General features: G+C 66.4%; 17 protein-coding genes. 11 read left to right on the top strand and 6 right to left on the bottom strand.

Going from position 1 to position 23,274, the window contains the following annotated elements; genetic code table 11:
- Positions 1–353: 353 nt before the first annotated feature.
- The 4 genes from MRY84_RS11095 to purU form a co-directional block, all read right to left on the bottom strand.
- Entirely contained in the window at positions 354–1,859 is a 1,506-nt protein-coding gene (locus tag MRY84_RS11095) for an FAD-linked oxidase C-terminal domain-containing protein (RefSeq protein WP_291505791.1), read from the bottom strand.
- A 136-nt stretch (positions 1,860–1,995) separates the two neighbouring features.
- On the bottom strand, positions 1,996–2,643 hold the full coding sequence (locus MRY84_RS11090; protein ID WP_291505790.1) for a GNAT family N-acetyltransferase: 648 nt from the start codon (positions 2,641–2,643) through the stop codon (positions 1,996–1,998).
- Complete coding sequence (locus MRY84_RS11085) at positions 2,619–3,524, bottom strand: LysR substrate-binding domain-containing protein (protein WP_291505789.1); 906 nt, start codon at positions 3,522–3,524, stop codon at positions 2,619–2,621. The genes MRY84_RS11090 and MRY84_RS11085 overlap by 25 nt, the downstream gene beginning before the upstream one ends.
- Positions 3,525–3,536: 12 nt before the next feature.
- Positions 3,537–4,385, bottom strand: a complete 849-nt coding sequence (purU, locus tag MRY84_RS11080; RefSeq protein ID WP_291505788.1) for a formyltetrahydrofolate deformylase — start codon at positions 4,383–4,385, stop codon at positions 3,537–3,539.
- Between the two features lie 51 nt (positions 4,386–4,436).
- Between purU and MRY84_RS11075 the strand changes: the two genes are divergently transcribed.
- Positions 4,437–6,743, top strand: coding sequence for a bifunctional diguanylate cyclase/phosphodiesterase (locus MRY84_RS11075; protein WP_291505787.1), 2,307 nt, complete (start codon positions 4,437–4,439; stop codon positions 6,741–6,743).
- A 30-nt stretch (positions 6,744–6,773) separates the two neighbouring features.
- Here MRY84_RS11075 and MRY84_RS11070 read toward each other — a convergent pair whose 3' ends face one another.
- The gene (locus MRY84_RS11070) at positions 6,774–7,664 is read right to left on the bottom strand and encodes a ChaN family lipoprotein (RefSeq protein ID WP_291505786.1); all 891 of its coding nucleotides are present in this window, start codon (positions 7,662–7,664) and stop codon (positions 6,774–6,776) included.
- A gap of 72 nt (positions 7,665–7,736) precedes the next feature.
- Here MRY84_RS11070 and MRY84_RS11065 point away from each other — a divergent pair, with 72 nt between their 5' ends.
- Complete coding sequence (locus tag MRY84_RS11065) at positions 7,737–9,689, top strand: type IV pili methyl-accepting chemotaxis transducer N-terminal domain-containing protein (RefSeq protein ID WP_291505785.1); 1,953 nt, start codon at positions 7,737–7,739, stop codon at positions 9,687–9,689.
- Positions 9,686–10,405 carry a response regulator gene (locus MRY84_RS11060; RefSeq protein WP_291505784.1) on the top strand — a complete coding sequence of 240 codons (720 nt, stop codon included), beginning with the start codon at positions 9,686–9,688 and terminating at the stop codon, positions 10,403–10,405. The genes MRY84_RS11065 and MRY84_RS11060 overlap by 4 nt, the downstream gene beginning before the upstream one ends.
- A gap of 90 nt (positions 10,406–10,495) precedes the next feature.
- Here the strand turns inward: MRY84_RS11060 and MRY84_RS11055 are convergent, their stop codons facing one another.
- Positions 10,496–11,602 (bottom strand): helix-turn-helix transcriptional regulator, encoded by a 1,107-nt coding sequence (locus MRY84_RS11055; RefSeq protein WP_291505783.1) that lies wholly within the window; start codon positions 11,600–11,602, stop codon positions 10,496–10,498.
- A 210-nt stretch (positions 11,603–11,812) separates the two neighbouring features.
- On the opposite strand from MRY84_RS11055, the gene MRY84_RS11050 reads away from it, so the two are divergent.
- The 8 genes from MRY84_RS11050 to MRY84_RS11015 all read left to right on the top strand — a co-directional run.
- On the top strand, positions 11,813–12,475 hold the full coding sequence (locus MRY84_RS11050; protein WP_291505782.1) for an IPTL-CTERM sorting domain-containing protein: 663 nt from the start codon (positions 11,813–11,815) through the stop codon (positions 12,473–12,475).
- A gap of 299 nt (positions 12,476–12,774) precedes the next feature.
- On the top strand, positions 12,775–14,073 hold the full coding sequence (locus MRY84_RS11045) for a nitrate/nitrite transporter (protein WP_291505781.1): 1,299 nt from the start codon (positions 12,775–12,777) through the stop codon (positions 14,071–14,073).
- Positions 14,074–14,094: 21 nt separating this feature from the next.
- Entirely contained in the window at positions 14,095–15,504 is a 1,410-nt protein-coding gene (locus tag MRY84_RS11040) for a NarK family nitrate/nitrite MFS transporter (protein WP_291505780.1), read from the top strand.
- Positions 15,505–15,539: 35 nt separating this feature from the next.
- Positions 15,540–19,331, top strand: coding sequence for a nitrate reductase subunit alpha (locus MRY84_RS11035; protein WP_291505779.1), 3,792 nt, complete (start codon positions 15,540–15,542; stop codon positions 19,329–19,331).
- Positions 19,332–19,508: 177 nt separating this feature from the next.
- Positions 19,509–21,032 carry a nitrate reductase subunit beta gene (gene narH, locus MRY84_RS11030; RefSeq protein WP_291505778.1) on the top strand — a complete coding sequence of 508 codons (1,524 nt, stop codon included), beginning with the start codon at positions 19,509–19,511 and terminating at the stop codon, positions 21,030–21,032.
- 20 nt (positions 21,033–21,052) lie between these two features.
- The gene (narJ, locus tag MRY84_RS11025; protein ID WP_291505777.1) at positions 21,053–21,763 is read left to right on the top strand and encodes a nitrate reductase molybdenum cofactor assembly chaperone; all 711 of its coding nucleotides are present in this window, start codon (positions 21,053–21,055) and stop codon (positions 21,761–21,763) included.
- Entirely contained in the window at positions 21,760–22,494 is a 735-nt protein-coding gene (gene narI, locus MRY84_RS11020) for a respiratory nitrate reductase subunit gamma (RefSeq protein ID WP_291505776.1), read from the top strand. Before narJ ends, narI begins: the two co-directional genes overlap by 4 nt.
- A 23-nt stretch (positions 22,495–22,517) precedes the next feature.
- Positions 22,518–23,274, top strand: a 757-nt coding sequence (locus MRY84_RS11015; RefSeq protein WP_291505775.1) for a peptidylprolyl isomerase, incomplete at its 3' end; no start/stop codon positions are given.

The raw sequence follows: 23,274 nt of genomic DNA, 5'->3' as shown, positions 1-23,274 counted from the left end.
GCTTCGTGAACTGACTCGCTGCGGTTGTCCGAGCGGCGCGCGCAGCGCAAAGCGAGTTCCGCAGCGCACCCCGATCGCGAGCACCGCAGGTTGCCCGGAGCAGAGCGGAGGGACGCAGCCTGTAGGGTCGCCCTTTCTTTGGTTCCTTTCTTTCGGCGACGCGAAAGAAAGGGACTCGCCCGCCGGGGCGACATCCCGGCTCCCGCCCTCAACGAAGGCATGCTGTGCAGATGGGCGAGCGAGCGTTCGTGCCGCGGCTTCGACAGGCTCAGTTCGAACGGTCGGAACAGTTCTGTACTGCGAAATCAATAGCTGCCAGCGCTTGTCCAACAAGCGATAGCGCTCAAAAACCATCAAAACCGCGGCAACTCCGGATGACTAATCTTCCCCCCCCGCACCAGCATCTTCCCGTACTCCGCACACCGATTCAGCGTCGGCACCGCCTTCCCCGGATTGAGCAACCCCGCAGGGTCGAACGCGCTTTTGAGCCCGTGCATCTGCCCAATCTCCTCGGCCGTGAACTGCACGCACATGCTGCCCAGTTTCTCCACCCCCACGCCATGCTCGCCCGTCACCGTGCCGCCCATGGCCACGCTGGTCTCCAGGATGTCCGCGCCAAACAATTCGCAGCGGTGCAGCTGGTCCGCATCGTTCGCATCGAACAGGATCAGCGGGTGCAGGTTGCCGTCGCCCGCGTGGAACACGTTGGCGCAGCGCAGCTGGTATTTCTTTTCCATCTCCTGGATGGCGAGCAGGATGTCGGCCAGGCGCTTGCGCGGGATAGTCGAATCCATGCACATGTAGTCGGGGCTGATGCGGCCGCTGGCGGGGAAGGCGTTCTTGCGGCCGCTCCAGAAGCGCAGGCGCTCGGCCTCGTCCTGGCTCACGCTGATGGCGGTGGCGCCCGCTGCGCGCAGCACCTCGCTCATGCGGCCGATCTCTTCCTCCACTTCTTCGGGCGTGCCGTCGCTCTCGCACAGCAGGATGGCCTCGGCACTCAGGTCGTAGCCGGCCTTCACGAAGTCTTCTACGGCCGCGGTCATGGGCTTGTCCATCATCTCGAGGCCCGCGGGGATGATGCCGGCTGCGATCACGGCGGCCACGGCGTCGCCAGCTTTGCGCACGTCATCAAAGCTGGCCATGATGCAGCGCGCCAGCTGCGGCTTGGGGATCAGGCGCACGGTCACTTCCGTCACCACGGCCAGCATGCCCTCGCTGCCGATCACGGCGGCCAGCAGGTCGTAGCCGGGGGTATCCAGCGCCTCGCTGCCGAATTCCACCGGTTCGCCCTCCACGGTGAAGCCTTTCACCTTGAGCACGTTGTGCACCGTGAGGCCGTACTTCAGGCAGTGCACGCCGCCCGAGTTCTCGGCCACGTTGCCGCCGATGGTGCAGGCGATCTGGCTGCTGGGGTCGGGCGCGTAGTACAGCTGGTAGGGCGCGGCGGCCTCGCTGATGGCCAGGTTGCGCACGCCGCACTGCACGCGCGCGGTGCGGGCCACCGGGTCCAGGTCCAGAATGCGGTTGAACTTGGCCAGCGACAGCGTCACGCCCATGGCGTGCGGCATGGCGCCGCCCGAGAGGCCCGTGCCTGCGCCGCGTGCCACCACGGGCACGTTCAGCTGATGGCAGGTGCGAAGCACGGCCTGCACCTGCTCGGTCGTTTCGGGCAGGCACACCACCAGCGGGCGCTGGCGGTAGGCGGTGAGGCCGTCGCACTCATACGGCGTGGTGTCTTCGGCGTTCCAGAGCAGCGCGTGCGCGGGCACCACGCGGCCCAGGGCCTGCACGACCTCGGCCTGGCGCGCGGCGCGCTCGGCGGGAGACGGGGCTGGGGCGGAAGAAGTGGCAGTATTCATGATCGCCACTGTAGGGGATGGCGGCCTACCGGGGCGTGAGAATTTTGCAGAGCGGGCTTGAAATCCAGGCACGAGGCGTGGCGGTGCGGGCCCTCCGGGCAGGCTGCGCTTTAGCGATGTATGCCCGGCCTTTGCGCTACGCGCAGCCATCAGGGCCGCTCGGCCCCAGCGGGGTGGTGTAGCGCAACTCGCGCAGGGCTGCGCCTGCCAGGGTGATGGTCTTTTCGCCAGCAGGCTCGGGCGCAAAGCCTTGGCGTGTGTAGAAGCGGATGGCGTGTTCGTTGGCCGCCAGCACCCACAGGCTGGCTTCGGTCTTGCCGTGCGCCAGCAGGCGCTTTTGGGCGTGTTGCCACAGGGCGTGCCCCACGCCGCGGGACCAGCGCGCCGGGTCCACATAAACGGCCCAGACTTCGCCCCGCGTGGCGGGGGCTCCGCGGTCGCGGCAGTGGCCCAGGGCGATCCAGCCGGTCACCGCACCGCCAATGCCGGTGTCGGCGCCCTGCGCGACCAACACTTCTGGTGTGCCCTGCGCGATCGCCTGCGACCAATAGGTCTCGCGTTGCCCCACGGACAGCGCGGCGAGGTACCCCGCATCGATGATGCCGGTATACGCCGCCTGCCAGGCGGCCACGTGGATGCGCGCGATGGCTGCGGCGTCGGCGGGCAGGGCAGGGCGGATGTGCAGGTGCATGGCGGCGAAGCGGACGGGGGTGGCGGTGCCGGGGCAATGCGCACCGGCGTTCGGATCGTCGCCGCTGTTCACACCATCGTCTTTCGCAGCCATTCGGCAAACGCCGCGCACTCCCATCGGTCCATGGTGCCGGTGCGCCAGCACAGGTAGTGCGCGTGCGGGCTGGGCGCGTCCTGCGCGAAAAGGCGCACCAGCGTGCCGTTCTCCAGCCAGGGCGCGCCGAGCTTGAGGCGCACCAGGGCCACGCCCATGCCCGCCGCCGCGGCGTCGCACATCAGGCCGATGTCGTTGAACTGCGATCCCTCGCGGGGCTCTTCCCAGTCGAGCCCGGCGACAGCGAACCAGGTGCGCCAGGGCTCGAGCGGGCTGCGCAGCAGGGTCACGCCTTCCAGGTCTTCGGGCCGATCGAACGGACCGTGCTCGCGCACGAAGGCGGGCGAGGCCAGGGGCGTGACCACGTCGCGGGCCAGCTCTACATGCTCCACGTCGGCATAGTGTCCGGGCCCGAAGCGGACCATCAGGTCGGCGTCCTCGGCCACCACATCCAGGAGCGGGATCGACACCTGTAGCGCCAGATCGATCTCGGGATACGCCTCGGTGAACTGGCGCAGGCGCGGGATCAGGATGGTGCGCGCAAACGTGGGCGTCACCGCCAGCTTGAGCCGCCGGCGTCCGGGTGCGGCCGCCTGGCCCGGAAAGCGCTGCAGCGCGCCCAGCCCCTCACGCACATGGGCCAGGTAGGCGCTGCCCTCGGTGGTCAGCGAAAAGTCTGCCCGGCCAAACAGCCGCACGCCCAGGATCTGCTCCAGCTGCTTGACGCGGTGGCTTACCGCGCTGGGCGTCACGCACAGCTCCTCGGCGGTCTGCGTCACGCTGCGCAGGCGCGCCAGCGCCTCGAAGGTCAGCAGGCATTGGATGGGCGGGATGCGCCGCACCGCAGCAGTGAGAAAGGAGGTGGGGACTGCCGCGGCCATGGCGGTAACGGTCTAGCGGAAGATCACGGTCTTGTGACCGTTCAGGATCACCCGGTGCTCGCTGTGCCACTTCACCGCGCGGGCCAGGACCTGGCTTTCGGTGTCGCGGCCCCGGGCCGTAAGGTCTTCCACCGTGTCGGTGTGGTCTGCGCGGGCCACGTCCTGCTCGATGATCGGGCCTTCGTCCAGGTCGGCCGTCACGTAGTGGGCGGTGGCGCCGATGAGCTTCACGCCGCGGTCGTGGGCCTGGTAGTAGGGCTTGGCGCCCTTGAAGCTGGGCAGGAAGCTGTGGTGGATGTTGATCGCCCGTCCGGCCAACTTTTGACACAGGTCAAGAGAAAGCACCTGCATGTAGCGGGCCAGCACCACCAACTCGGCCCCTTCGGCCTCGATAATCTCGAACTGTTTTGCTTCGGCCTGCGGCTTGGTGGCCGCAGTCACCGGGATGTGGTGGAACGGCACGTTATAGCTGGCTGCCAGCTGGTAGAAGTCGCGGTGGTTGCTGATGATCGCGCGGATGTCGATGGGCAGCAGCCCGCTTTTCCAGCGGAACAGCAGGTCGTTCAGGCAATGCCCTTCCTTGCTGACCATGAGCACCGTCTTCATCGGCGCCGCCGTGGCGTGCAGGCTCCAGTGCATGTTGTAGGGTTCGGCAAAGGTGGCCAGGCGGGCCTTGAGGGTTGCGTGGTCGTGCTGGTCGCAGGCAAACTGCACCCGCATGAAGAACAGGCCGGTGTCGTGGTCGTTGTACTGCGCGGCTTCTTCGATGTTGCCGCCGTGTTCGAGCAAAAAGCCCGAGACGGCGTGCACCAGCCCCAGGCGGTCAGGGCAGGACAGGGTAAGGATGTAGGCGTTGTTCATAGCTGCAACATTGTCGCAGCATGGATGCTTGCGAGTGAAACAAGGAGATCGATGACCAATCCGGGCGACGCCTCGCGCATGGCCCCGTGGAGGGGAATGCTGCTGTACCTGGTGCTGGGGGTGGCCTGGGTGTACCTGGGCGACTGGCTCCTGGCCCGGTGGGTGAGCGATCCGGTGGTGCTCACGCAGATGCAGACCTGGAAAGGCTGGGCGTATGTGCTGCTGACCAGCGCAGTGGCCTGGTGCCTGCTGCGGGACTTGCGACGCACCGAGAAAGTGCGGCTGACCATGGCCAAGGAGCTCGCCCAGATCGTGCGCTACGCGCCCGCCGGCTTTGCCCGCGTGGCGCCGGACGGCAGCATCCTTTGGGCCAACGAACGCCTGTGCGACCTGCTAGGCGCTCCGCTGGCGCAGGTGTGCGCCATGAATTTCCGCGAGGTGATGCTCGCGGCGGACCGCGACCTCGCGGCGGTGCGGCTGTCGCACCTGCTGGCTGGCGAGATCGACCACTACGCGGAGGAGCGCGAATGCGTTCGGCGCAGCGACGGCCACAAGGTGCCCGTGCTGTGCACCGTGACGCTGGTGCCCGAATCCGACGGCGAAGCCGCCCACCTGGTGTGCGTGGTGCAGGACCTGGACGAGATCAAGGCCGCGCGCGCCGCACTCAAGAACAGCGAAGCCCGCCAGCGGCTGGCCGCCACGGTGGTGGACAACACCATGGAAGGCGTGGTGGTGACCGATGCGCACAGCCGCATCCTGTCGGCCAACGCGGCCGTCACGCGCCTGCTGGGCTACACCGAGGAAGAACTGCTGGGCCAGACGCCGCGCGTCTTCAAGTCTGGCCGGCACGACAAGGCGTTCTACGAAGCCATGTGGAGTACGCTTCGCCAGACAGGGCACTGGCAGGGCGAGATCTGGAACCGCCGCAAGAACGGCGAGGTGTTTCCGGAGCACATGTCGCTGTCGGCCGTGCGGGACCCGGCAGGCCAGGTCACGCACTACGTGTGCATGTTCACCGACATTTCCGAAGAGAAAGTGCAGCAGCAGCGGCTGGAGTTCCTGGCGCACAACGACGCGCTCACGGGGTTGTCCAACCGCGCGTGGTTCGGCCACCAGCTGGAGCTGGTGGTGCAGGAGGCGCGCGTCAGCGGCGAGCACGTGGCCGTGCTGCTGCTCAACCTCGACCGGTTCAAGGACGTGAACGACAGCTACGGCCACGCCACCGGGGACGAGGTGCTCAAGCACATTGCGCGGCGCGTGCAGTCGGCGCTGCGGCCGGGCGACGTTCTGGGCCGGCTGGCGGGCGACGAGCTGGCCGTGGTGGCGCGCCACCTGCGCCATTCCGACGGCGCCGCTGCCGTGGCACGCCACCTCATCACGGCGGTGGCCGAGCCCTGGCGCTCGCCCGACGGTTTCGAGGTGGTGGCAGGCGTGAGCGTGGGGATCTGCATGTACCCCGAACACGCCAACACCCCCGAGCTGCTGCTGCAGGGCGCGCACGCCGCCGTGTATGGGGCCAAGGCGCGGGGCCGGGGCGCATGGTGTTTCTTCCACGAAGCCATGACCCAGGCCGCGCGTGAGCGGCTGGCGCTGGAGTCCAGGCTGCGCAACGCCCTGGCGCAGGGCCACCTGCAGATGTACTACCAGCCGCAGGTGCAGATCGCCACGGGCCGCATCGTGGGGGCTGAGGCACTCGTGCGCTGGATCGACCCGGAGGAGGGGCTGATCTCGCCTGCGCGGTTCATCCCCGTGGCCGAAACCTCGGGCGTGATCGGTCCGCTGGGCGAATGGGTGCTGAACGAGGTGTGCCGCCAGGGCCAGCAGTGGCGGCTGGAAGGGTTGCCCGACCTCACGCTGGCCGTCAACGTTTCGCCGCGCCAGTTCCACCTGACGGACCTGGCCGGTTGCGCGTCCGGTGCGCTGGCCGAGTCGGGCTTCCCGCCTGAGTTGCTGGAGCTGGAAATTACCGAAACGGCGCTGGCCGAACGCACTGAAGAGGCGCGCCAGGTGCTGATGCGGCTGCGCGCCCTGGGCTTGCGCATCGCTGTGGACGACTTCGGCACCGGCTACTCTTCGCTCGCGCAGCTCAAGCGCTTCCCGATCGACGTGCTCAAGATCGACCAAGGTTTCATCAGCGACATTCCTCAGAGCGAAGACGACATGGCCATCAGCGCGGCCATCATCGCCATGGGCCACAGCATGGGCTTGTCGGTCCTGGCCGAAGGGGTGGAAACCGCAGGCCAGCTGGCCTTTCTGCAGGAGCGTGGCTGCGATGCCTATCAGGGTTATCTGTGCAGCCGGCCGGTCACTGCGGATGCGTTCGCCGCGCTGCTGCGGGAGCGCAGCGGCGCGCGGTGATGGGGGCGGACGCGGCAGTCCGCTGCACCGCTACAGCGACCCGCCTGCCTTCCCCTGGCCCCATTGCTGGCGCAGCGCGGCGCAGTGGTCCTTGAATTCGATGGCCGGGGTTTCGATCACCGCATCGGTATCTTCCATTTTGATAGCTGCTGGCACTTGTCCTGCTTGCGCCAGGGCCACTTTTGATCGGATGTCTGCGGACCAGTGCGTGGGCACGCCCAGGGTGCGCAGCACGTGGCCGCCGCCCGCCAGCAGCAGCACCGTCTGCCCGGGGCGCAGGGCCTGCTGGGCGACGCGAGCCAGGCTGGCGTCGCGGGCAATCTGCATGCGCGCCATGGGGGGGATCTGCGCCGGTGGCAGCAATCCGCAGTGGCCCTCGCGCAGCGCCTCGTGCTGGCGCTGCAGCGCGGCTGGGGACAGGTGCCGGTCCCATGCTGCATCCGCCATGGCGGCACGCAGGTCGCTGCGCGGCAGGTTGCCGCCCAGTACCGGCACCCCGGCGGCGACGGCCGCCATGACCGAGGGGCCGTAGGCCTCCCAGGGCCAGGCAGCCTCATTCCACTGCAGCGCAGCGCGGGCCTGGTCGGGCGTGGCGTCGCGCGGCAGGCCGGCAGTGCTGCGCCCGCGCTCGGCCATTTCCATCACCACGGCCGCGAGTTGTCCCCGTGCCGCCAGCCACTGCACGGCCTCGCGCTGCAGGCGCTGGTGGTCGGGTGCGTCGTGCTGTTCGCCCATCAGCAGCACGTCGGCTGGCAGCAGGGATTGCAGGCGGTCCGGCCACGGGGCTGCCGGGGGTGGCGGGGGAGTGCCCGGCGCGCCCGCACAGCCGGCGACCAGAAGAGCCCCCCCAGCCATGCAGGCCCATGACGCCAGCCAGGGCCGCTTGGAGCGCCTTGATGGGGGAAGAAGAGGGTTTTGCATCATTGCATGCTACCCGGGCGCGACTTGACGCAGGTCAAGTGTCTGTGGCACCTGCCTCCCTACACTGCGCCGATGCGCACCAAACCCACCCTGACCGCCAAACTCCTTGCTGTGGGGGCTGGCTTCCTCATGGTGGCGCTGGCGTCCATCGGCCTGACCCTGTGGGTCACCTGGAAGCTCGAGGGTGGGGCCGCTGCCGTGAATGAGGCCGGACGCCTGCGCATGAACATGCTGCGCATGGTGCTGGTGCTGCATACCGAATCGCCCGAGGCCGTGCTGGAGCGCGCCCGCCAGTTTGACGCCAGCCTGGAGCTCTTGCGCACGGGCGACCCGTCGCGCCCGCTGTTTGTTCCGTGGAGCGACGAGACCCGTGAACGGTTCGACGCCATCCGCCAGCAGTGGACCGAGGCGCGCACCGGCTTCGTCAGCGGCAGCGGCAGCGCCGCCGACCGTGCCCAGACCCTGGCGCGGGCCGACGCCTTCGTGCGGCAGGTCGACGGGTTCGTGGAAGCCATTGAAATCCAGATTGCCGGCTGGACCGCCGCACTGCACCTGTTCCAGCTGTTCATGATGGCGCTGGCCATCGTGGCCGCCGTCACCTTCATGGCGGTGAGCTATCTGCTGGTGATCAACCCGGTGGCGCGCCTGCAGGCCGCGCAGGCCCGGCTGCGCCAGGGCGAGCTCGGCACGCGGCTGGCCGTCGAGACCGACGACGAATTCGGCCAGCTGTCCGCGGGCTTCAACCTCATGGCGCACGCCTTGCAGGCATCGCATGACGAGCTGGAGGACAAGGTCCGCAAGAAGACGGCCAGCATTGCCGTCAAGAACCAGCGACTGGCCGCGCTGTACGAGGTGAGCGCGCTGGCTTCCACCGCGGACAGCCTGGAGGAACTGGCGCAGGGTTTCGTGCAGCAGATCCGCCGCGTGGCTGGCGCCGATGCCGCAGCAGTGCGCTGGTCCAACGAGGCGAACGAACGCTACGTGCTGCTGGCGGACGACGGCCTGCCCCGCAGCATGGCCGAGAGCGAGCATTGCCTGCCTACCGGCGCGTGCCTTTGCGGCCAGTCGCAGACGAACGCGCGCATGCGCGTGATCCCCATCGCCAGCGCGGCCAGCGTCGCGCTGCCGCATTGCCAGGAGGCCGGGTTCGAGACCATGGTGACCATCCCGGTGGAGATGCAGCAAAAGCTGCTGGGCGAGGTGGATCTCTTCTTCCGCTCGCCGGTCGAGTTCACGGACGAATTGCGCGAGCTGCTCGAAGCCATGACACGCCATCTGGCCAGCGCCATGGAGGGCCTGCGTGCCACCGCGCTGGAACGCGAAGCCGCCGTGGCCGAGGAGCGCGGCCTGCTGGCGCGCGAGCTGCACGATTCCATCGCACAGTCGCTGGCCTTCCTCAAGATCCAGACCCAGCTGCTGCGCGACGCGGTGGCGCGGGGCGACGAGGCCAAGCGCGACCGCAGCATCGGCGAGCTGGATGTAGGCGTGCGCGAATGCTACGCCGACGTGCGCGAGCTGCTGGTGCACTTCCGCACGCGCACCAGCGAGGAGGACATCGAATCTGCCCTGCGCGCCACGCTCTCCAAGTTCGAGCACCAGACCGGTATACCCACCACCCTCGGGATGGTCGGCCACGGTTTGCCGCTGGCGTCCGATGTGCAGATCCAGGTACTGCACATGGTGCAGGAGGCGCTCTCCAACGTACGCAAGCACGCCGAGGCTACCCGCGTGGATCTGCTGGTGCACCGGCACCCGCGCTGGCGCTTCGAAGTGCTGGACGATGGCTGCGGCTTCGACGTTGGTTCGGCGCCGCCCGATTCGACCCACGTGGGCCTGGGCATCATGCGCGAACGCGCGCAGCGCATTGGCGCCGTGGTGCAGGTGGAGTCCGTCTCGGGCCGAGGTACGCGCGTGAGCATCGAACTGCCCTCGACAGCCGTGGCCGCAGCGCCGGGTGGCGCGGAGACAGCTGCGGCCCCCTCTTCGCCGGCCCCCGCACCGCTTCAAGAATGGGCCACGCCATGAACGACGCTTTATCCCCGGCTTCCGCCATCACCTTGCTGGTGGTGGATGACCACACGCTGTTTCGCCGCGGCCTGATCGCCTTGTTGTCGATGGACGATGGCCTGCAGGTGGTGGGCGAAGCGGGCGATGCCGCGCAGGCGCTGCGCCTGGCGCCCCAGTTGCGCCCGCAGGTCATCCTGCTCGACAACCACCTGCCCGGCGTCATGGGGGTCGATGCGATCCGGGGCCTGCGCGAGGTGTCGCCCGATTCGCGCGTGCTCATGCTCACCGTGAGCGAGGATGGGCAAGACTTGGCCGCAGCCCTGCGCAACGGTGCACAGGGCTACCTGCTCAAGACCATCGATGGCGAATTGCTGGCCCAGGCCATCCGCCGCGCGGCCCGTGGCGAGCCCGTGGTCAGCCCCGAGCTGATGGGCAAGCTCGTGGCTGCGTTCCAGTCGCAGGGCGTCCCTGTGGAGCCCGCCAAGCCCCAGGCACCCGAGGAAGCTCCGGCGGGTGCGGCGCCTGTGGCGGAAGACCTCTCGCCCCTGTCCCCGCGCGAGGAAGACGTGCTGCGCGAAATCGCGCGCGGCATGAGCAACAAGGAAATCGCGCGCACGCTCGACATCGCGGAAACCACGGTAAAGATCCACGTGCAGCACATCCTGCGCAAGCTGGGCCTGACCTCGCGCGTGCAGGCGGCGGTGTACGCGTCGGACCGCCAGCGCGTCGAGTAGGCAGCACACCGCGGTGAGTGCGCGCGGGTGGCGAGTGGCCGTCCCGCACTGCGCACCGGCCGGCCGTGATGGCCTTTGGATATGGGGCGGTCAACGCTGCGCCAAGAGGAAGTCCTGTAGCTCCAGCCGGTTCTGGATGCCCAGCCGTGTGTAGATCTGGCGCCGGTGGTAGGTCGCGGTGTTGGCGCTGATGCCCATGCGTCCTGCGATCTCCGCCTCGGACAGCCCGCGCGCGAGCCAGTAAGCGAGTTCGTGCTGGCGCGGGGGCAGCCCCAGGCTGCGGAGATTGGGCAGCAGCCGCGCCACGCGCGACACCCTGTGGGTGATCTGGATACACACAGCCTGGCCGTCTCCCGCTGCCGCCGCCATCTGGGTGGCGCGCAACGAAAACCATCCGCTGGCGTTGTGCAGATCCAGTTGCGGCGGCCCTGGCGCAACACGCCCCCGGGCATTGCCGCTATGGGTCGCGCACCGCAATTGCTGAAGCAACATGTCCAATTGCGCAGGCACCTGCGAGCGGTGGTACCAGCGCGGTCCGAAAGCTTGTGCCATCAGCACATCGGACTGCTGCGAAGTCCACAGCATTCTCCCCTGCGGCGTGACGAGGATCATCGCGCTGTCGTTCACCAGACTGTCCCGTGCGTCGAGCTCGCCGGGCTGCAGTATTCGCGCCAGCCACGGCTCCAGGCGCCGGAACACCGTCACGTCGGCCGCGCCAAAGCGTGGGGACGTCCTGCCCCGGTACAGCTTCAGCGTGCCCACGCCTTGGCCCTGCGGCGTACGCAGAACCAGGCTCAGGCAATCAAACAGCTCTGCTGGCCGCAAGGCCAGGTTGTAGAAGTCGCTGCGCAGCAATTCGGAGACAGGCACTGCGATGAGCTGTTCCAGTACCTGCGGTCCATGCTCGCAGCGCACGGCCTCGCTGAAGTCGTGCGCGCTGCGACGCACGACCTTGCGCTCGCTTTGCTGCACCGCGCTGTCGAAGTACGTGGGCATTAAATCGCGTGCTGGTGATGGCTCCACGTAGGCATCCAGACGGCCGTCGCTGCCGGGATAGAAGTATCCGCACGTATCGAACCCGATCAGTTGGTGGAGTTCATGCAACACGTGTTCGATGACTTGTGGCCCGTTGAAATCGAGGCAAGCCATCTGCTGCAGGCGTGCAATGGCACGCATCTGAATGCGGTGAAGGGGCATGAGGTGGATGGCTTGTGGCCGGGAGGCCGGAACGCTGCGAGGCAGGCACAACGTAGCACATCGGCCTGTCTCTCTGACCCACCCCGTGGGGTGGGGCGGCGATCAGGAGGAATTCATAGACTGGGCCGCAAGCGTTCAAAGGCCAACCAATGCCTGCAGCGCCTGGCATTGCCAACGCAATCTTGACGACCCCTGCAAGAGTTCCAACCCATGAAAACAATCCACCTGATCCTCGTGCTGCTTTGTGCTTTTGTGCACACGGGCACATTGGCTGCTACATACACGTTTGCTGGCACCACTTACGGAAATCCAACGCCCTTCACCGCGCCCTGCGCCACGCCCACCTGCGCCAATTTCACGGTAGCGATGAAGCAGGCAGGTAGTTTCACCACGGCTGCGCCCCTGGCGCCGAACCTGGGCAATGCATTTATCACCAATCTCATTCAGTCGTATTCGTTCAGCGATGGGATTACCCACTTCAGCAGCGCGGACCCTGAGAGTCACCTGCTGTACGCAACAGTCAGCACGGATGCCACAGGAAACATCATTGGTGAAAACATCGCGGTGAACCGCTGGCAAACAGCGGACCATGGGGTGAATGGCCGGTTGAATGCCATGTCGATCAACCTTGCCAGCTGGTCGAATGCGTACTGCCAGAATCTTTCCGGCCCTGACGTTTGTTCATTGATGGCCGAGGACGCCTCCACCAGTTACGTCTTCGCTCACGCGAATAACGGATGGACCAGAAGCATTGCCTCTGCATCGGTGCCGACGCTGGGCGACTGGGGACTGCTGGCGCTGACTTGCCTGATGGTCACGTTGGGCTGGCCGCGAGTGTGGCAACGGACAGCGGCGAGCTCCGCCGCGCTGTGAGCGGGGTCTTCCCGCTGGGTTTTCCCAGGCTTTGGGGCCCTCCTGTTCAAGCGCACAGGCGCCGGTGCGGCGCGGCCGGCACCGTGGAGGAGCAGGCGAGGCCGGTGCCGGATGCCCATCGTGCGCCGGAAACGGGCAGTCGGGCGACGGCCTAGCGGATCCGGGCCATAGTTCGTTCGGACGATGCGCTGCGTGCGGCCGTAGTCCTTCTGCCGTCCGCCGCCTGTTCGAGCGAAGGATGTGCAGAACGCCTCCGCCACGCGAACATTCCTCTCATGCAAAAACAGAGGAATCGCGCAATGGCAAACGCAACCCTGCCCCCGGGCGACAGCCCGCAGCGCACGCGCCAGGCCTGGTCGGTGCTGATCGTGAGCACCTTCGCCTTCACCGTCTGCTTCATGGTGTGGATGATGTTTGGGGTCATCGGCATCCCCATCAAGAAGATGCTCAACCTGAACTCCACACAGTTCGGGCTGCTCATGTCCATGCCCGTGCTCACGGGCTCGCTGGTACGCGTGCCGCTGGGTATCTGGACCGACAAGTTCGGCGGCCGCATCGTGATGGCCGCTGTCATGGCCACCACCGTGCCCGCCATCTGGCTCATGGGCTACGCCACCGAGTACTGGCACTTCCTCACCATCGGCCTGTTCGTGGGCCTGGCGGGCGGCTCGTTCTCGGTGGGCACGCCCTACGTGGCGCGCTGGTTCCCCAAGCACCGCCAGGGCACGGCCATGGGCGTGTACGGCGCGGGCAACTCCGGCGCCGCCGTCAACAAGTTCGTGGCGCCGGTGATCCTCGTAGCCTTCGGCTGGACCATGGTGCCCCAGGTGTATGCCGCCATCATGCTCGGAACGCTGGTGCTGTTCTGGCTGTTCAGCTACAGCGATCCGGCCCACCTGGTGCCCAGCAACGTCAAGTTCACCGACCAGCTGAAGGCGCTGAAGGACCCCAAGGTGCTCAAGTACTGCCAGTACTACAGCATCGTGTTCGGCGGCTATGTGGCGCTGTCGCTGTGGATGGTGCAGTACTACGTGGGCGAATATGGCCTGGACATCCGCGTGGCGGCACTGCTCGCGGCCTGCTTCTCGCTGCCCGGCGGCGTGCTGCGCGCCATCGGCGGCATGCTGTCCGACAAGTACGGCGCGCACAGCGTGACCTGGTGGGTGATGTGGGTGAGCTGGATCTGCCTGTTCCTGCTGAGCTACCCGCAGACCGACTTCACCATCGTCACCGTCAACGGCCCCAAGACCTTTCACATCGGCCTGAACGTGTACCTGTTCACGGGCCTCATGTTCCTGCTGGGCATCTGCTGGGCCTTCGGCAAGGCCAGCGTATTCAAGTACATCAGCGACGACTACCCCCAGAACATCGGGACCATCAGCGGCATCGTGGGCCTGGCCGGCGGCATGGGCGGGTTCGTGCTCCCCATCATGTTCGGCGCCCTCATGGACCTCACCGGCGTGCGCTCCAGCGCCTTCATGCTGATGTACGGCGTGGTGTGGGTCTCGCTCATCTGGATGTACTTCACCGAAGTGCGCCGCACGCCCGTCATGGGTTCGCAGGAAGCCGCCGCGCCATTGGCTGCCGGTGCCCGCTGATTTTTCTCCAAGGACCTCACCATGTCTGCCACCACCACCAGCGGGCGCCAGGGGCGCCTGCTCACCCTCTGGACGCCGGAGGACAAGACTTTCTGGGAGCGCGAAGGCGAAGCCGTCGCCAAGCTCAACCTGTGGATCTCGGTGCCCGCGCTGTTCCTGGCCTTTGCCATCTGGCAGGTCTGGAGCGTGGTCGCCGTGAGCCTGCCGGGTCTGGGCTTCAAGTACTCCACCAACCAGCTGTTCTGGCTGGCCGCAGCGCCTGCGCTCAGCGGCGCGACGCTGCGCATCTTCTACTCGTTCATGGTGCCGCTCGTGGGCGGGCGCCGCTGGACGGCGATCTCCACCGCGAGCCTGCTGATCCCCGCCATCGGCATTGGCTTTGCAGTGCAGGACAACACCACGGCCTACCCCACCATGCTCATCCTGGCCCTGCTGTGCGGCCTGGGCGGAGGCAACTTCAGCTCCAGCATGGCCAACATCAGCTTCTTCTTCCCCAAGGAGCGCAAGGGCTCGGCACTGGGCGTGAATGCGGGCCTGGGCAACCTGGGCGTGTCGGTGGTGCAGTTTCTGAGCCCGCTGGTCGTCACCGCGGGCATCTTCGGTGTCTTTGGCGGCGATGCCCAGACCATTGTGAAGAACGGCCAGACCGTGCAGGTGTGGACGCAGAACGCCGCCTTCATCTGGGTGCCCTGGATCGCCATCACCGCCCTGGCCGCCTGGTTCGGCATGAACGACATTGCTGACGCCAAGGCCTCGTTTGCCGCCCAGGCCGCTATTTTCAAGCGCAAGCACAACTGGCTGATGTGCGTGCTGTACCTGGGCACCTTCGGCTCGTTCATCGGGTATGCGGCAGGTTTTCCGCTGCTCATCAAGAGCCAGTTCCCCGGCATCAACCCGCTGGCCTATGCCTGGCTCGGCCCGCTGGTGGGTGCGGTGATCCGGCCCTTTGGCGGCTGGTTGGCCGACAAGCTCGGCGGTGCCCGCGTCACGCTGTGGAACTTCATCGTCATGGCCGTGGCCGTGATGGGTGTCACGGTGTTCCTGCCATCAGGTGGCAACGAAGGCCAGTTCTCCGGCTTCTTCGTGTGCTTCCTGGTGTTGTTCATGACCACCGGCATCGGCAACGGCTCCACCTTCCGCATGATCCCTGTGATCTTCCTGACCGAAGCCATGCGCGGCGTGGACAAGCACAACGCCGCCGCCGTGGCCAGCGCCAACAAGGAAGGCAACACCCTGGGTGCCGCCACGCTGGGTTTCACCGCCGCCATGGCCGCCTATGGCGGGTTCTTCATCCCCAAGAGCTATGGCAGCTCGATCGCGCTGACCGGCAGCCCGCACGCGGCGCTGTGGACGTTCTTCGCGTTCTACATCCTTTGCATCGTGATCACCTGGTGGCACTACGCGCGCAAGAACGCCGCCATGCCCTGCTGATCACCCCCTGACCCGAAAAGAACAAGGAGCCTCCGATGAGCCATTTCCTCGATCGACTCACCTATTTCTCGCAACCGCGCGAAACCTTTGCCCAGGGCCACGGCCAGACCAACGGTGAAGACCGCACCTGGGAAGACGCCTACCGCGACCGCTGGGCGCACGACAAGATCGTGCGCAGCACCCACGGCGTGAATTGCACGGGCAGCTGCAGCTGGAAGATCTACGTCAAGGGCGGCATCGTGACCTGGGAAACCCAGCAGACCGACTACCCCCGCACCCGCCCTGATCTGCCCAACCATGAGCCCCGTGGCTGCGCGCGCGGCGCCAGCTACAGCTGGTACCTGTACAGCGCCAACCGCGTGAAGTACCCCATGGTGCGCGGTCGCCTGCTCAAGCACTGGCGCGCCGCCATCGCGCTGGCCAAGAGCCCAGTCGATGCCTGGGCCAGCATCGTCGAGAACGATGCCTCGCGCAGCGAATGGCAAAAGCAGCGTGGCCTGGGCGGCTTTGTGCGCAGCACCTGGGACGAAGTGAACCAGATGATCGCGGCGGCCAACGTGTACACCATCAAGAAGCACGGGCCCGACCGCATCATCGGCTTCTCGCCCATCCCGGCCATGTCGATGATTTCGTACGCTGCTGGCTCGCGCTACCTGAGCCTGATCGGCGGCGTGTGCATGAGCTTCTACGACTGGTACTGCGACCTGCCCCCCAGCAGCCCGCAAACCTGGGGCGAGCAGACCGATGTGCCCGAATCGGCCGATTGGTACAACAGCTCCTACATCATTGCCTGGGGTTCCAACGTGCCCCAGACGCGCACGCCCGATGCGCACTTCCTGACCGAGGTGCGCTACAAGGGCACCAAGGTGGTGGCTGTCACGCCTGACTATTCCGAGGTCGCCAAGCTGGCCGACCTGTGGATGCACCCCAAGCAGGGCACCGACGCAGCCGCCGCGATGGCCATGGGCCATGTGATCCTGAAGGAGTTCTACTTCAAGGACGGCGGCAAGGGGCGGAGTAGCTACTTCGACGACTACGCGCGCCGCTACACCGATCTGCCGCTGCTGGTGGTGCTCAAGGAAAAGACGCTGCCCGATGGCCGCAAGGCCATGGTGCCCGACCGCTATGTGCGCGCCAGCGACTTCCCCGGCCAGCTCGACCAGTCCAACAACCCCGACTGGAAGACCGTGGGCTACGACGAGCTGGGCCAGGTCACGCTGCCCAACGGCTCCATTGGCTTCCGCTGGGGCACCGATGGCCGCTCCGATCAGGGTCTGTGGAACCTGGAGAACAAGGAAGCCCGCACCGGCAACACCGTGAAGCTCAAGCTGTCGGTGATGGAAGACGGCGCTCAGCCGTACGACGTGGCGGATGTGGCCTTCCCGTACTTTGGTGGCGTGCATGCGCCCAACTTCACCGCCAACGATCAGGGTGGTGACGTGATGGTGCGCCGCGTGCCCGTGACCCACCTGGACCTGCACGGTGACGGCATCGAAGGCCGGGTGGCGGTGGCCACCGTGTTCGACCTGCTGGCCGGCAACTACGGCATCGACCGCGGCCTGCCCGGTGAAGAGCCCGGCGGCGGCTACGACGCGGACCGCCCGTACACCCCCGCGTGGCAGGAGAAGATCACCGGCGTGCCGCGCGACCAGATCATCACCGTGGCCCGCCAGTTCGCCGACAACGCGGACAAGACCCATGGCAAGTCCATGGTCATCATCGGCGCGGCCATGAACCACTGGTACCACAGTGACATGAACTACCGCGGCATCATCAACATGCTGATGCTGTGCGGCTGCATTGGCCAAAGCGGCGGCGGCTGGGCGCACTACGTGGGCCAGGAAAAGCTGCGCCCGCAGACCGGCTGGACGGCCCTGGCCTTTGCGCTGGACTGGATCCGCCCACCCCGCCAGATGAACAGCACGAGCTTCTTCTACGCCCACACCGATCAGTGGCGCTACGAGAAGCTGGGCATGGAGGAAATCCTCTCGCCCCTGGCCGATGCGCGCGCCTACCATGGCGCCCAGATCGACTACAACGTGCGCGCCGAGCGCATGGGCTGGCTGCCCTCCGCGCCCCAGCTCAAGACCAGCCCGCTGCAGGTGGCCAAGGACGCCGCTGCGAAGGGTATGGACGCCAAGGACTACGTGGTGCAGTCGCTCAAGAACGGCAGCCTGCAAATGAGCTGCGAGGACCCGGACCACCCCGACAACTGGCCGCGCAACATGTTCGTGTGGCGCTCCAACATCCTGGGCTCTTCGGGCAAGGGGCATGAGTACTTCCTCAAGCACCTGCTGGGCACCACGCACGGCGTGCAGGGCAAGGATCTGGGCCACGATGAGGCCAAGCCCGAGGAAGTGCAGTGGCACGCCAAGGCACCCGAAGGCAAGCTGGACCTGCTGGTCACGCTGGACTTCCGCATGAGCACCACCTGCCTCTACTCCGACATCGTGCTGCCCACCGCCACCTGGTATGAGAAGAACGATCTCAACACCAGCGACATGCACCCCTTCATCCACCCGCTGTCCACGGCGGTGGACCCTGCGTGGCAAGCCAAGAGCGACTGGGAGATCTACAAGGGCTTCGCTAAGGCCGTGAGCGAGGTCAGCGTGGGCCACCTGGGCGTCGAAAAAGACGTGGTGCTAACACCCATCATGCACGACACGGCCGGTGAAATGGCCCAGCCCTATGGCGTGCGCGACTGGAAGAGGGGCGAGTGCGAACTCATCCCCGGCAAGACCGCGCCGCAGATCACGGTGGTTGAGCGCGACTACCCCAACCTGTACAAGCGCTTCACCGCCCTGGGCCCGTTGATGGAAAAGGCCGGCAACGGCGGCAAAGGCATCGGCTGGAACACGCAGACTGAAGTCGGCCAGCTGGGCGACTTGAATGGCCGCGTGAAGGAAGAGGGCGTGACGCAAGGCATGCCCCGCATCGCGAGCGACATCGACGCCACCGAAGTGGTGATGATGCTGGCCCCTGAAACCAACGGCCACGTGGCGTGCAAAGCTTGGGAAGCCCTGGGCAAGCAGACCGGCCGCGACCACGTGCACCTGGCGCTGCACCGCGAGGACGAGAAGATCCGCTTCCGCGACATCCAGGCGCAGCCGCGCAAGATCATCAGCTCGCCCACCTGGTCGGGGCTGGAAAGCGAAAAGGTCAGCTACAACGCCGGCTATACAAACGTGCACGAGCTGATCCCATGGCGCACCCTCACGGGCCGCCAGCAGTTCTACCAGGACCACCCCTGGATGCGTGACTTCGGCGAAGGCTTCGTGAGCTACCGCCCGCCGGTGCACCTGAAGACGCTGCATGAGGTCGAGGGCAAGAAGCCCAACGGCAACAAGGAAATCCAGCTGAACTTCATCACGCCGCACCAGAAGTGGGGCATCCACAGCACGTACAGCGACAACCTGATGATGCTCACGCTGAACCGGGGCGGATCGGTGGTGTGGCTGAGTGAAGACGACGCGAAGGCCGCGGGCATCGTGGACAACGACTGGGTCGAACTCTTCAACGCCAACGGCGCCATCGCGGCCCGGGCGGTGGTGAGCCAGCGTGTGAACCCCGGCATGGTGATGATGTACCACTCGCAAGAGAAGATCATCAACACCCCCGGCGCCGAGACCACGGGCACCCGCGGCGGTATCCACAACTCGGTCACGCGCATTGTGCTCAAGCCCACCCACATGATCGGTGGTTACGCACAGTACAGCTACGGCTTCAACTACTACGGAACCATCGGCACCAACCGCGACGAGTTTGTGCTGGTGCGCAAGATGAACCGCGTGGACTGGCTCGATGATGAACTCGCAAACACCCCCTGAGTCGCTTCGCGCCTTCCCCCTCTCTCGCTTCGCGGGAGGGGGACGACAGCCTCACTGCGGGGCGGCCCTTGCTCGCTGTCCCGCGCACAGATTCGGGTGCCTCTCAAGCCCCGCGAACGGAAGGCGCTTAGCGCACCCCTCGACAAGACGTGTTGACACGTCGATAGGAGAAACACGATGAAAATTCGCGCACAAATCGGCATGGTGCTGAACCTGGACAAGTGCATTGGTTGCCACACCTGTTCCGTCACCTGCAAGAACGTCTGGACCAGCCGCCCCGGCATGGAATACGCCTGGTTCAACAACGTGGAAAGCAAGCCTGGCATCGGCTATCCCAAGGAATGGGAAAACCAGGACAAGTGGAATGGCGGCTGGGTGCGCAGCCCCGACGGCTCCATCGCGCCCCGCCAGGGCGGCAAGTGGAAGCTGCTCATGCGCATCTTCGCCAACCCGAACCTGCCGCAGATCGACGACTACTACGAACCCTTCACGTTCGACTACGACCACCTGCAGTCGGCGCCCGAGAGCAAGGCTGCACCAACGGCCCGCCCCCGCAGCCTGATCACCGGCCAGCGCATGGAGAAGATCGAGTGGGGCCCGAACTGGGAAGAAATCCTGGGCGGCGAGTTCAGCAAGCGCAGCAAGGACAAGAACTTCGACGATGTGCAAAAGGACATCTACGGCCAGTTCGAAAACACCTTCATGATGTACCTGCCCCGCCTGTGCGAGCACTGCCTGAACCCGGCCTGCGTGGCATCGTGCCCCAGCGGTTCGATCTACAAGCGCGAGGAAGACGGGATCGTGCTCATCGACCAGGACAAGTGCCGCGGCTGGCGCATGTGCGTGAGCGGCTGCCCCTACAAGAAGATCTACTACAACTGGCAGTCGGGCAAGGCCGAGAAGTGCATCTTCTGCTATCCCCGCATCGAAGCCGGCCAGCCGACCGTGTGCTCGGAAACCTGCGTGGGCCGCATCCGGTATCTCGGCGTGCTGCTGTATGACGCTGACCGCATCCAGGAAGCCGCCAGCGTGGAGCGCGACCGCGACCTGTACCAGGCGCAGCTCGACATCTTCCTGGACCCGAACGACCCCGAGGTCATCAAGCAGGCCCGCATGGACGGCATCCCCGACAGCTGGATGGACGCCGCTCGCAACAGCCCTGTCTACAAGATGGCCGTGCAATGGAAGGTAGCCCTGCCACTGCACCCTGAATACCGCACGCTGCCCATGGTGTGGTATGTGCCACCGCTCTCGCCCATCACGGCCGCAGCCAACGCAGGCCATGTGGGCGTGAATGGCGAGATCCCCGATGTGTCGCAACTGCGAATTCCTGTGCAGTACCTGGCCAACCTGCTCACCGCCGGTGACACCGGCCCCGTGGTGCGCGCACTGGAGCGCATGCTAGCCATGCGCACCTACCAGCGCGACAAGCATGTGGAGCAGCGCCAGAACCTGGCGGTGCTCAAGCAGGCAGGCCTGTCGATGGCCGAGGTGGAGGAGATGTACCAGGTGATGGCGATCGCCAATTACGAAGACCGCTTCGTGATCCCGTCGGCCCACCGCGAATACGCCGAGAACGCGTTCGACATCCGTGGCGGCTGCGGCTTCTCGTTTGGCAACGGCTGCTCGGACGGAGCGACGGAAGTCAGCATGTTTGGTGGCAAGAAGCCCCGCACGATCCCGATCAAGGCCACGGTCTGACCGCAGGGAAGGAAATCACCATGTTCAAGAAGAACCCGACCTCCGTGCGCCTGACCCTGCGCGCCCTGGGCTACCTGCTGAGCTACCCCGATGCGCAGTTGCGCAGCGTGATGCCGCAGCTCATCGACGCGCTGCAGGCCGAGCAGGCCCTCACGGCCGAGCGCATGGATGAGCTGAAGGCCGTGTGCCAGCACCTTGCCGCGCTGGACCCGCTGGAAGCCGAAGCCCGCTACGTGGACAACTTCGACCGCGGCCGCCAGACCTCGCTGCACCTGTTCGAGCACGTGCACGGCGACTCGCGCGAGCGGGGGCCAGCCCTCATCGACCTGATGCAGACCTACGAAAAAGCGGGCCTGCAATTTGAGGCCGACGAGCTGCCCGACCACCTGCCCGTGGTGCTGGAGTTCGCCTCCACCCAGCCACCCGAGGTGGCGCGGGAATTCCTGGGCGAGATGGCGCACATCCTGAACGCCTTGTTCAGTGCGCTGGTGGCCCGCAGCAGCCCCTACGCCAGCGTGGTTGCCGCGGTGCTCGAAGTGTCGGGCCAGCGCGTGCAGTCCGTCGCCCTCACACCCGAGCCTGCCATGGACGAGGTCTGGGCCGAGCCCGAGGCCTTTGGCGGCTGCAGCACGCAAGGCCAGTCCAAGCCCGGCAACCTGCGCGACGGGCAACCCCTGCACTTTGTTCGCAACGCCCGCACCGAGCGGGCTCCCCAAGGAGTCTCAGCATGACCACCCCCTGGATCGATACCCTGCTGTTTGGCATCTACCCCTACATCTGCCTGGCCGTGTTCTTCATCGGCAGTTGGGCGCGGTTTGACCGCGACCAGTACACCTGGAAGAGCGATTCGTCGCAATTGCTGCGCACCGGCAGCCTGCGCTGGGGCAGCAACCTGTTCCACATCGGCGTACTGTTCCTGTTTTTCGGCCACACGGTCGGCATGCTCACGCCCCATGCGCTGTACGAGCATTTCATGGGCGCAGGCGCCAAGCAGCTCATGGCCATGGTGTCGGGCGGCATCGCCGGTACCCTCGCGTTCATCGGCCTGTCCATCCTGCTGCATCGCCGCCTGTCGGACCCGCGCATCCGCGCCACCTCCAAGACCAGCGACATCCTGATTTTGGTACTGCTGTGGCTGCAGCTGGCCCTGGGCCTGGCCACCATTCCGCTGTCGGCGCAGCATCTGGATGGCTCCATGATGATGAAGCTGGCCGAGTGGGGCCAGCGCGTGGTGACCTTCCGCAGCGGCGGTGTCGAGCTGCTGGCCGAAGCGGGTTGGATCTTCAAGGCCCACATGTTTCTGGGCATGACGATCTTCCTGGTCTTCCCTTTCACCCGCCTGGTGCATGTGTGGAGCGGCTTTGGCACGCTGGCCTATGTGCTGCGCCCCTACCAGGTGGTGCGCGCACGCCGCATGAACCTGCCCGCAGGCCACATGCAGTCGCAAGACCGCCGCGCCTGAAGTCCACTACCCAAGGAGCAACCATGAGCGGATGCGGAACCGGGGGCTGCGGGTGCAGCTCCACAGAAAGCAACCATGCGGGCGTGCCCGCAAGCACGCTGACGCCAGCGCAGGCGACCGCCTATGACGCGCTGGTGGCGTCCCTGGCCGATGCGCCCGCGCAGGCGCCAGCGTCGCCCGACATCGATGCCGTGCCGGCCGCGACGGCCGTCGTCGCCTCCGTCAATGGCGTGCCGTTGAATGGCCCGGGTGAATGGCTGGATGAGGAAGCCCTGCGCCAGCGCGCCTGCACCGAACTGCTGCGCCAAGCGGCGCAGCGGGCCGGGTTGCTCTCGGCTGCCGACAGGCCGGGCATACAGGGGGCCATCAGTGCCGAGGCGTCGAATGCCATTGAGCAACTGCTGGATCGTGAACTGGCCATTCCGGAGCCGTCGGAAGAGGCCTGCCGCCGCTACCACGATGCCCACCCGGCCACGCACGCCCAGGGCGAGCGCGCGCACCTTCGCCATGTGCTCTTCGCTGTGACCCCGGGCGTGGATGTCAAGCAGTTGCGCCTGCGGGCAGAGGCCTTGCTGATCGAGCTGCGCTGTGCCGACGACGGTGGCGGCCAGTTTGCCCAGGCCGCCGCACAGTGGTCCAACTGCCCGAGCGGCCGGCAGGGCGGGGACCTCGGCTGGCTCACGCGGGCCGACTGTGCGCCGGAATTCGCGCGCGAAGTGTTTGGGGGCGCAGAGATCGGCGTGCTGGCCCGGCTGGTGCATAGCCGCTTCGGCTTGCATG

This window comes from Acidovorax sp. (assembly GCF_022763525.1).
In the GTDB taxonomy this organism is placed as follows: domain Bacteria; phylum Pseudomonadota; class Gammaproteobacteria; order Burkholderiales; family Burkholderiaceae_C; genus Acidovorax.
Note: the sequence above shows the minus strand (reverse complement) of the source record. Positions and strands in the feature narration are given on the sequence as shown.

Coding starts and splice junctions, on each gene's coding strand:
- MRY84_RS11050 (WP_291505782.1), top strand. CDS start 11,813: ATGAAAACAATCCACCTGATCCTCGTGCTGCTTTGTGCTTTTGTGCAC.
- MRY84_RS11040 (WP_291505780.1), top strand. CDS start 14,095: ATGTCTGCCACCACCACCAGCGGGCGCCAGGGGCGCCTGCTCACCCTC.
- narH (WP_291505778.1), top strand. CDS start 19,509: ATGAAAATTCGCGCACAAATCGGCATGGTGCTGAACCTGGACAAGTGC.
- narJ (WP_291505777.1), top strand. CDS start 21,053: ATGTTCAAGAAGAACCCGACCTCCGTGCGCCTGACCCTGCGCGCCCTG.
- MRY84_RS11035 (WP_291505779.1), top strand. CDS start 15,540: ATGAGCCATTTCCTCGATCGACTCACCTATTTCTCGCAACCGCGCGAA.
- MRY84_RS11095 (WP_291505791.1), bottom strand. CDS start 1,859: ATGAATACTGCCACTTCTTCCGCCCCAGCCCCGTCTCCCGCCGAGCGC.
- narI (WP_291505776.1), top strand. CDS start 21,760: ATGACCACCCCCTGGATCGATACCCTGCTGTTTGGCATCTACCCCTAC.
- MRY84_RS11055 (WP_291505783.1), bottom strand. CDS start 11,602: ATGCCCCTTCACCGCATTCAGATGCGTGCCATTGCACGCCTGCAGCAG.
- MRY84_RS11070 (WP_291505786.1), bottom strand. CDS start 7,664: ATGCAAAACCCTCTTCTTCCCCCATCAAGGCGCTCCAAGCGGCCCTGG.
- MRY84_RS11075 (WP_291505787.1), top strand. CDS start 4,437: ATGACCAATCCGGGCGACGCCTCGCGCATGGCCCCGTGGAGGGGAATG.
- MRY84_RS11090 (WP_291505790.1), bottom strand. CDS start 2,643: ATGGCTGCGAAAGACGATGGTGTGAACAGCGGCGACGATCCGAACGCC.
- MRY84_RS11065 (WP_291505785.1), top strand. CDS start 7,737: ATGCGCACCAAACCCACCCTGACCGCCAAACTCCTTGCTGTGGGGGCT.
- purU (WP_291505788.1), bottom strand. CDS start 4,385: ATGAACAACGCCTACATCCTTACCCTGTCCTGCCCTGACCGCCTGGGG.
- MRY84_RS11085 (WP_291505789.1), bottom strand. CDS start 3,524: ATGGCCGCGGCAGTCCCCACCTCCTTTCTCACTGCTGCGGTGCGGCGC.
- MRY84_RS11060 (WP_291505784.1), top strand. CDS start 9,686: ATGAACGACGCTTTATCCCCGGCTTCCGCCATCACCTTGCTGGTGGTG.
- MRY84_RS11045 (WP_291505781.1), top strand. CDS start 12,775: ATGGCAAACGCAACCCTGCCCCCGGGCGACAGCCCGCAGCGCACGCGC.